This is a genomic window from Limimaricola sp. G21655-S1, assembly GCF_027213785.1.
Lineage (GTDB): Bacteria > Pseudomonadota > Alphaproteobacteria > Rhodobacterales > Rhodobacteraceae > Limimaricola.
Window position 1 is genome coordinate 1 of the sequence record NZ_JAPWGO010000264.1, and the last position, 265, is coordinate 265.

Annotated in this window: 1 pseudogene; it reads right to left on the minus strand. The window is 54.7% G+C overall.

The features are described 5' to 3' along the window. Positions 1-129: 129 nt before the first annotated feature. A pseudogene (locus O4G76_RS20710) lies at positions 130-265 on the minus strand (isocitrate/isopropylmalate family dehydrogenase); the annotation flags it as partial.

Below are 265 nucleotides of genomic sequence, written 5' to 3' on the forward strand. Positions count from 1 at the left end.
CACCTATAGCGCTAACTCTGACGAGGGGGATGTGGCAAGAGCGTGATGGCCTCTCAGGACACAGCTTGTTGAAAAAGCAACAGGCCGGAGTATAAACTCCGGCCCGAACGTAAAGATATAAGAATAAGATCAGAGGCTCGCGTCGAGCGCGCCAATGATCGCGTCACCCATTTCGGATGTGGTCACCGGGGTTACCCCTTCTTCACCAAGCAAGTCTGCGGTACGCACGCCATCTGCTAGAACCTTCTCCACAGCAGCCTCGAGA